The sequence below is a fragment of the Geminicoccus flavidas genome, assembly GCF_009806515.1.
GTDB lineage: Bacteria > Pseudomonadota > Alphaproteobacteria > Geminicoccales > Geminicoccaceae > Geminicoccus > Geminicoccus flavidus.
The window spans coordinates 1-8,322 of record NZ_WUJP01000352.1; the positions used below are offsets into that span (position 1 = coordinate 1).

General features: G+C 68.5%; 8 protein-coding genes and 1 pseudogene. 5 read left to right on the forward strand and 4 right to left on the reverse strand.

Annotated elements, in window-relative coordinates; translation table 11 throughout:
* On the reverse strand, window positions 1–764 hold a 764-nt coding region (locus tag EQG76_RS09805), incomplete at its 3' end, for an alpha/beta fold hydrolase (protein WP_235031287.1).
* 99 nt (window positions 765–863) lie between these two features.
* Window positions 864–1,415, reverse strand: a complete 552-nt coding sequence (locus tag EQG76_RS09810; protein WP_159712897.1) for a cytochrome C — start codon at window positions 1,413–1,415, stop codon at window positions 864–866.
* Window positions 1,416–2,035: 620 nt separating this feature from the next.
* Between EQG76_RS09810 and EQG76_RS09815 the strand changes: the two genes are divergently transcribed.
* From EQG76_RS09815 to EQG76_RS09825, 3 genes are all read left to right on the forward strand, one after another.
* On the forward strand, window positions 2,036–2,965 hold the full coding sequence (locus EQG76_RS09815; protein WP_159712899.1) for a sulfurtransferase: 930 nt from the start codon (window positions 2,036–2,038) through the stop codon (window positions 2,963–2,965).
* Window positions 2,965–4,176: a YeeE/YedE family protein gene (locus EQG76_RS09820; RefSeq protein WP_159712901.1), complete on the forward strand. Its 1,212-nt coding sequence runs from the start codon at window positions 2,965–2,967 to the stop codon at window positions 4,174–4,176. Before EQG76_RS09815 ends, EQG76_RS09820 begins: the two co-directional genes overlap by 1 nt.
* Window positions 4,177–4,509: 333 nt before the next feature.
* The gene (locus EQG76_RS09825; protein WP_159712903.1) at window positions 4,510–5,517 is read left to right on the forward strand and encodes a zinc-dependent alcohol dehydrogenase family protein; all 1,008 of its coding nucleotides are present in this window, start codon (window positions 4,510–4,512) and stop codon (window positions 5,515–5,517) included.
* A gap of 6 nt (window positions 5,518–5,523) precedes the next feature.
* Here EQG76_RS09825 and EQG76_RS09830 read toward each other — a convergent pair whose 3' ends face one another.
* Complete coding sequence (locus EQG76_RS09830; RefSeq protein WP_159712905.1) at window positions 5,524–6,012, reverse strand: cytochrome b; 489 nt, start codon at window positions 6,010–6,012, stop codon at window positions 5,524–5,526.
* A 109-nt stretch (window positions 6,013–6,121) separates the two neighbouring features.
* Window positions 6,122–6,760, reverse strand: coding sequence for a flavin reductase family protein (locus tag EQG76_RS09835; protein ID WP_159712907.1), 639 nt, complete (start codon window positions 6,758–6,760; stop codon window positions 6,122–6,124).
* A gap of 139 nt (window positions 6,761–6,899) precedes the next feature.
* Between EQG76_RS09835 and EQG76_RS09840 the strand changes: the two genes are divergently transcribed.
* Window positions 6,900–8,120 (forward strand): Bcr/CflA family multidrug efflux MFS transporter, encoded by a 1,221-nt coding sequence (locus EQG76_RS09840; protein ID WP_200840694.1) that lies wholly within the window; start codon window positions 6,900–6,902, stop codon window positions 8,118–8,120.
* A gap of 90 nt (window positions 8,121–8,210) precedes the next feature.
* Window positions 8,211–8,322, forward strand: a pseudogene (locus tag EQG76_RS09845) (thiol:disulfide oxidoreductase); the annotation flags it as partial.

Here is an 8,322-nt window from a genome sequence, read left to right on the forward strand (position 1 = left end):
GGGGCCCGGATCCTCGCCCAGTTGGTCGGCGGGTTGGCCGATCCGGCGACGCCCGCCAGCAGCCGGTCGGTGACCCGCTGCGGGGAGGTCGAATCCACGATGGCGCCGTCGGCGTCGAACCTGACGTTCAGGCAGACCGACGGGTCGGGCTCGCGCAGCGCCATGTAGCGTGCCGACGCGGCCTGATAGTCCTGCAATGACTTCAGGGCCGCTTCGGTGAAGAGCGACTGGGCGCCGGGCGGCTCGCGGCGCGAAGGCAGGAAGCGCTCCGACAGGTCGGCGGCGTCCAGATAGACCAGCTTGTCGACGCGTGCTGCGTACCGCTGTCCCAATTCGCTCAGTTCCGAGCCGGCCAGGGAATGCCCGACGAACACGGCCCTGCGGATGCCCAGCGCATCCAGCACCGCGATGTCGTCCGCCGCCCGGGTGGGCACGTCGTAGCCGTGGCGCGGCTGGCTGGAGGGCAGGAACCCGCGCCGGGTGATGCCGATGACACGGAAATGGTCGGTGAACTGGTAGGCGAAGTGATCATACACGTGCGCGTTGTCGCCGAGCCCGGTGAGCAGCACCATCGCCCGGCCCGAGCCGCCCCAGTCCACCACCTCCAGCTCGACGCCGGGCGCCACCTTCACCATGCGGACCTCGTGCGGCGTGTGGTCGGCACAAGCGGGCGGCTTGTGGTCCATGGCCTCGGCAGCCGCCGGCGTTGCAAGCGGCAGCAGTGCGGTTGCGGCCAGTGCGAACCGCCGCAACGTCTGGGTCATCTTCACCAGGCTACTCCAATGACTGGGTCCCGGTGAGCCATGCGACCAGCTGGGCGGGAGCTTTGGGACCGGCACCCCCCGCCTTCGCCCGCTGCCGGCCTAGCCGCCGGACTTCGGCCTGATCGCCGGGATCGAGCGCAGGTAGACGTAGATCGCCACCAGATCGCGCTCGTTCATGTTGCCGTAGACCGGCCAGGGCATGACCTGGAGGATGCCGCGCTTGTTCGGCGAATGACCGGTGCGCATCACCCGGCGGAACTCGCGGAAGGTCAGCCCGGCCGGGCGGCTGTTCTTGTAGGGCGTGATGTTCCTCGAAGTGACCGGCCCGAACGGGACCCCGCCGGCAAGATAGCCTTTGGTGTTGATCCTGGTCTTCTGCCCCTTGAATGGGTCGCCGCCCTCGGCAAAAGGCGGGTTGGTGTGGCAGTCGTTGCAGCCGCCCTGCGCGTTGACGATGTAGCTGCCGAGCCCGACCAGGGCGCGGTTGCGGTTCCCGATGGTCAGCTTGACCGGCGCGATCTTGTAGCCCTGCCGGATGCGGGCGCTGTCGTCGCCGGCCCCGGCTGCGCCCGGCAGCGCCGCCGCGCCCAGCGCCAGGGCGCCAGCCATCACGACGCTCCGCCAGCCCAGGATCGTTCGCTTCATCGCCATCGTTCCCTCCCAGTCGATCAAGGATCGGCAACCGGCCCCCCAGCCTCCGGAACCCGCCCGGCAGGCAATGCCGGGGCTCACGCCATCCTCATCCCGACCTGGAAAATGCTCTGCCGGGCAAGCAATGGAGCGAGCTGCGCACTGCCCCGCCCGAGAGGTCGGGGATCATCGGATGGACCGAATTGCCATGGTCAACCGTGCGCTTTGGCGCGAACTACGTCAACGGTTAGAATCGTTCCATGGAGTAGAACCACAATCAGGGCTCGCGTTCAGGCAGTTTTCTGCAATAGCGGATCTTTTTGGGACTGCCAGATGCTCCTGAGATCATCGTCTGGAACTTTCCGGATATCTTGCAGTAGGAGCAGGCCCTGGCGGCGATGAGACAGCTCGACTGTCCGTTCCTATACGCATATGATCCCGGTCATGCCGATGCTAGAATAGGCGTAGGCTAGGCATAGCCGATCCCGCAGCCTGAACTGGCGAGGCCGGTTCTTGCGCGAACGAACCCGAGGCACCGGTCTCTGCATTTAACATGTTAATAGTGTTATCCCTCTGCATTTGACAACGCCTCTGGCGATAACCACATGCCGGCTGTCTTCCCGCCCCCGAGGTTGTTCGTCATGCAGCACTTTGCCCTGCCATCCGCCGCTGCCCTGCTCCTGGCCTCCACTGCGCTGGCGGGTGCTGCCGAGCCGTTGGTCGATCCGGCCTGGCTGGCAGCGCATCTGAAGGACCCGGACCTGGTGGTGCTCGACATCCGTGACGTGGAGGAAGGCTCCTCGGCGGACCTGTTCGCGAACGGCCACATCCCGGGTGCCGTCCATTCCGACTATGCCAAGGCCGGCTGGCGCACCAAGGCCGGCGAGGTGATCGGCATGCTGCCGCCGGAAGACCAGGTCGAGGCCTTGATCGGCGGGCTCGGCATCGACAACGACAGCCATGTCGTGATCGTGCCGCACGGCCAGACCTCCAGCGACTTCGGCGCTGCCACCCGCATGTTCTGGACCTTCGACGTGATGGGCCACGACCAGGTATCGATCCTGGCAGGCGGCCAGGCCGGCTGGGTGGCGGCGGGCCAGCCGGTGGAAACCGGCCCCGGCCGCACGCCGGAGCCGGCGACCTTCACCGCCCAGTTCCGCCCGGAACTGGTCGCCAGCGCCGCGGACGTGCGGGCAGCCCAGGCCGCGGGCGTGCCGCTGGTCGATGCCCGACCGAAGGACCAGTATACTGGGGAGGTGACCCCATCCAATGTCGGCGTCGCCGGCACCATCCCCGGTGCGGTGAGCCTGCCGCACGACGTGCTGGTACCGGACGGCGCGCATCCGGTCGGCTGGACCGAGCTGGATGCCCTGCTGGCGAAGCTGGACCTCGGCGGTCAGGGCGAGCAGATCGCTTTCTGCAACACCGGTCACTGGGCCTCGGTCGGCTGGTTCGTCCTGAACAAGCTCGGCCAGAACCCGGATGTGCGCATGTATGACGGCTCGATGTACGAGTGGGCCAAGGTCGAGGGCGCGCCCACCGAGGTCGGCGCCAAGCGGACGGTGAACTGATGGCAAGTCTCGCTCACGCCCAGCCGGCACCGGTCTCGGCCGGTCCGGCCATGCGGCCTCTGGATCGGACAGTGGCCATCCTGGCCCTGCTGCTCCTGGCCGCCGCCTCCCTTTATGCCGCCAATGTCGTCTCACTGAAGAACGGCGCCCTGGTCCTGGTCGGCAGCCTGCTGGGCGTCGCCCTCTACCATGCCGCGTTCGGCTTCACTGGCGGCTGGCGCGCCTTCGTTACCGAGCGCCGCAGCGCCTCGCTGCGCGCCCAGCTCCTGCTGCTGGCACTCGCCACCGTGCTCATGGTGCCGGTGATCGCGGCCGGCGAGGTGCTGGGCCGCCCGGTCAGCGGCTTCGTCACGCCGATCGGGGTCCCGCTGCTCGCCGGCGCCTTCCTGTTCGGGCTCGGCATGCAGCTCGGTGGTGGCTGCGGCTCCGGCACCCTGTTCACCGTGGGCGGCGGCAGTGCCCGGATGCTGGTGACGCTCCTCGCCTTTATCGCCGGCTCCATGCTAGGCGTGGCCCACGCCCCCGCCTGGAGCGGCCTGCCGAGCTTTGGCACCTTTTCGCTCTGGCAGCAGTTCGGCGTCCTGCCGACCCTGGTTCTGAGCCTCGCGGCGCTGGGCGGCCTGGCCTACCTGGCCGCGCGTGCCGAGCAGCGCCGCACCGGCAAGCTGGTGCCGCTCGGCTGGACCGACGCTGCGACGCCCCGCCTGCTGACGGGACCCTGGCCGCTGCTCTGGGGTGCCGTGGCCCTGGCCCTGCTCTCGCTGGTGACCTTACTGGTGGCGGGCCATCCCTGGGGCATCACCGGCGCCTTCGCACTCTGGGGTGCCAAGGGACTGGCGGCGCTGGGCGTCGACGTCGCCGCCTGGGACAGCTGGTCCGGTGCCGGTGCCCGCGCCCAGCTGGAGGGCAGCCTGTTCGCCCACCCGATCTCGGCCATGGATATCGGCCTGATCCTGGGCGCCATGCTCGCGGCGTCCCTGGCCGGCCGCTTCGGCCCCAAGGTCGACCTGCGCCTGGGCTCGCTGGCCGCTGCGGTGCTGGGCGGCCTCCTGATGGGCTATGGCGCAAGGCTCTCCTCGGGCTGCAACATCGGCGCCCTGTTGGGCGGCATCGCGTCCGGCAGCCTGCACGGCTGGATCTGGTTCGGCACCGCCTTCTTGGGCTCGCTCGTCGGCATCCGCCTACGCCCGCTGTTCCGCCTAAACGGCTGAAGGAGCGCAGCGGCATGCCGGCGGTTGAAGGTCAGGGGCGCTGGCCACGGTGCCCGACTTTCGGAGAAACCGAGATGCGTGCACGTCGACGATGGAGTCTCTTGCTGCTGGGTGCCGGCCTCATCGTACTGACCGGCTGCGACGATCGAGGTCGTCGTAGCGACTGGTTCGACGGTGGGACGGCCAATCCAGACGCCGCCGCACGCCAGTCCTGCATCGATGCAGGCTACCAGCCAGGATCGGTGCAGTACATGCAGTGCATGGGCCGAGGTGGGCCTGAGCGGGAATAGGTCAGCGGCGCGCCGCAACATAGACCAAGGGAGTGGGAATGGGATGAAGGCGATCAGGCTCAAGGCACCCGGCGGACTCGACCGGCTGGATCAAGCGGACCTGCCGGATCCAGGCAATCCCGGTCCCGGTGAGATCCGGGTACGCCTGCACGGCAGCTCTCTCAACTTTCACGATTATCTGGTGGTCACCGGGAAGATCCCGACCGAGGACGGCCGGATCCCGATGGCGGACGGCGCCGGCGTGGTCGAGGCGGTGGGCGACGGCGTGGCGGAGTTCAAGGCGGGCGACCATGTGGTCGCCGGGTTCTTCCCCTATTGGCAGGAGGGCCCGGCGCGGGTCGCCGACTTCAAGACCACGCCCGGCGACGGCGTCGACGGCTATGCCCGCCAAGCCGTGACTCGCCCGGCCAGCTGGTTCACCCACGCCCCCAAGGGCTGGAGCCATGCCGAGGCCGCGACCATCACCACGGCCGGCCTCACCGCGTGGCGCTCCCTGGTGGTGGATGGCGGGCTGAAGGCCGGCGACCGCGTCCTGGTGCTGGGCACGGGCGGGGTCTCGATCTTCGCGCTCCAGATCGCCAAGGCCATGGGTGCGACGGTGATCGCCACCTCCTCCTCCGACGCGAAGCTGGAGCGGGTGCGCGAGCTGGGTGCTGACCACGTCATCAACTACCGGCAGCAGCCGGAATGGGGCCGGCTGGTCCAGGAGATGACCGGCGGCCAGGGCGTGGACCATGTGGTCGAGGTGGGCGGCCCCGGTACCCTGCCCCAGTCGATCACCGCGGTCAGGATCGGCGGGCACATCTCGCTGATCGGCGTGCTAACCGGCCGGGCCGGCGAGGTGCCAACCAGCCTTCTGATGGCCAAGCAGGCGCGCCTGCAGGGCCTGATCGTCGGCAGCCGCCGCCACCAGATCGAGTTCGTGCAGGCCCTGGACGCGACCGGGATCCGGCCGGTGATCGATCGCAGCTTCCCGCTGGAAGGCATCGCCGACGCCTTCCGCCACGAGGAATCCGGTAGCCACTTCGGCAAGATCTGCCTGGAGTTCTGACGGATCTCACCGGTCGGCCGTGGTGAACGGCAGCATGCGCTGCATGACCTGGTCCTTGCGGATGAAGCCGTGCCAGAAGGCGCCGGCGACATGCAGGACGACCAGGACCACCACGGTCCAGCCCAGGATCACATGCGCCCCGTTCAGCCAGCTGCCGCCCCCACCGAACGGCGAGATCATCAGCAGGCCGAGCAGGGGCTGGAGGATCAGGGCGATATAGAAGGCGACGTGGTTGGCCCGCGACGCGATCCGCACCCCAGCGGGCACGTCGTCGGGAAGCGGCCGCCACGGGCTGCTTCGCCGCCATGCCAGCCGCACCACCATCAGGATGAGGATCGCGATGCCCGAGAACATGTGGATGCGGAACAGGACATAGCGCGCTGTGCTCTCGTCGCCGTATTGCGGCCATGTCAGCGCGGTGATCAGCTGCGTCACCACCAGCGCTGCCACGAGCCAGTGTAGCAGCTTGGAGATGCGGTCATAGGTAGCGGGCATCCGGCCTCTCCCATGGGTGACCCTGGAACAGATCTGAAAAGGTCCAGGGGCCGAAGGGATCCGGCGCAGTCTCGTGAAACGCCCGCTCGGCCTGTCGGCCTCGGCGGTTCTAGCGGCCGTCCAGGGGCCAGCCTGGGCGGTGCATCTGGAACCGCGCGCCGGGTGTGATCTCGAAATAGTCGGCCGGCCCGCCGCCGCGCGTGATCGGCCGGGCGGCGGCCGTGTCGTAGATCCCGTCCTTCAGAAGCGCCTTGCGGATGCGGACGGCCACCACCTCGCCGAAGATCATCCAGGTGGGTACTTTCTGCCCGTCCGCCCCCTGCAGCTGCAGGATCTGGGTGCGCCGGCACTCGAACGACACCGGGCTCTCGGCGACGTGCGGGACCTCGACCACGCTGGACGGTGCCGGGGTGAGCCCGGCCTGCTGGAACTCGTCGATCTCACGTGGTGCTGGCGCGCTGGTGATGTTCATCTGCCGGCCCAGCTCGGCGGTCACCAGGTTCCAGCAGAACTCGCCGGTGTCCTGGATGTTCTGCAGGCTGTCCTTGTAGCCGGTGCTGGCGAAGCCCACGATCGGCGGCTTGTAGTTGAAGGCGTTGAAGAAGCTGTAGGGGGCGAGGTTCAGCCGGCCGTGGCGGTCCTGCGACGAGATCCAGCCGATCGGCCGGGGTGCCACCATCGCGTTGAACGGATCGTGCGGCAGCCCGTGCCCGTGCCTGGGCTCGTAGTAGTGGAAGTCGTCGTCCAATGCCCTGACTCCTCTGGTCGCCGATTCGCGGTGGGATGCTATCCGTGCATCCGTGCGATGTGGCGCACCGGTATGGCCGGGTGCACCACATCGGACTAGCTTCTCCTCCTGTCTCACGCCCGATATGAAGCTGCCCTCCTTGCCATCTTCCGCGACCACCAAGCCGGCGCTGGCCGGCCGCCGGACCGAGTTCATCGTCATCCTGGGCGCGCTCACGGCCTTCGGCCCGCTCGCCATCGACATGTACCTGCCGGCCTTCCCGACTCTGGCGCAGGCGTTTCGCACCGATATCGGCCATGTGCAGACGACGCTCGCCGCCTTCTTCCTGGCCTTCGCCCTTGGCCAGGCCGTGTGGGGGCCGCTCGCGGACAGCTACGGGCGCAGGCGGCCGCTGGTCATCGGCCTGATCCTGTTCGCCGTCGCCTCGTTCGCTTGCACGATGGCCCCCTCGGTTGCGGCACTGGCCGTCCTGCGCTTCGTGCAGGGTCTGGCCGCCTGCGCCTCGGTGGTGATCGCGCGCGCCGTGGTGCGCGACCTGTTCCCGGCTTCCGACGCCATCCCGGTATTCGCGGCGCTCATGCTGGTGACCGGGCTGGCGCCGATCCTGGCACCCCTGCTCGGCGGCCAGCTCCTGGTGACACTTGGCTGGCAGTCCGTGTTCTGGTTCCTGGCCCTGTTCGCCTCCGGCTGCCTCGTCGCCGTGCTCGCCCGGCTCCCGGAAAGCCTGCCACCCGCGATGCGGCGCTCGATTGCCCCGAACGCGGTGCTGGCGACCTATGCCGGCCTGCTGGTCGACCGGCGCTTCCTGATGCCGGCCCTGGCCGGGGGGTGCGCGATCGCGGGCATGTTCGCCTATATCGCCGGCGCACCATTCGTGCTGATCGAGCTCTACGGCATCCCGGAGCGCCATTTCGGCTGGGTGTTCGGCGCCAATGCGATCGGCTTCGTGATCGTGGCCCAGGTCAACGCCCGCATCGCGCGCAAGGTCGATCCCAGCCGCATGATTCGCGCTGCCGGCATCATCCAGGTCCTGGCCTGCCTGGTCCTGCTGGCGGTGGCCTGGAGCGGGCTGCACAGCCTGGTCCTGACGCTGGTACCCTTGTTCCTGGTGATCGCGAGCCTTGGCCTCCTGATGCCCAACACCACTGCGATCGCGATGGCCTCCTTCCCGGATCGGGCCGGCGCTGCCTCCGCCCTACTCGGCACCGTGCAGTTCTCGCTGGCCGCCGCCGCTTCCAGCCTGGTGGGCATGCTGCATGACGGCACTGCCCGTCCGATGGCGACTGCGATCACGATCGGTGCGGTGATCGGCATGGTGTTCGGCCGCAGGGTCGACGCCAGCGTGCTGCGCCGCCGGTGAGGCGCCACTGAACCGGGCACGGCTTGCCGCTGTCGTCGCGGGTGCCTACCTGAAGCTACTTCTGCCCCACTGGAACGGACAGGCTGCGGCATGATCGATCTCTACTACTGGCCGACCCCGAATGGCCACAAGATCACCATGTTTCTGGAGGAGGTCGGCCTTCCCTACCAGATCAAGCCGGTCAATATCGGCAAGGGCGAGC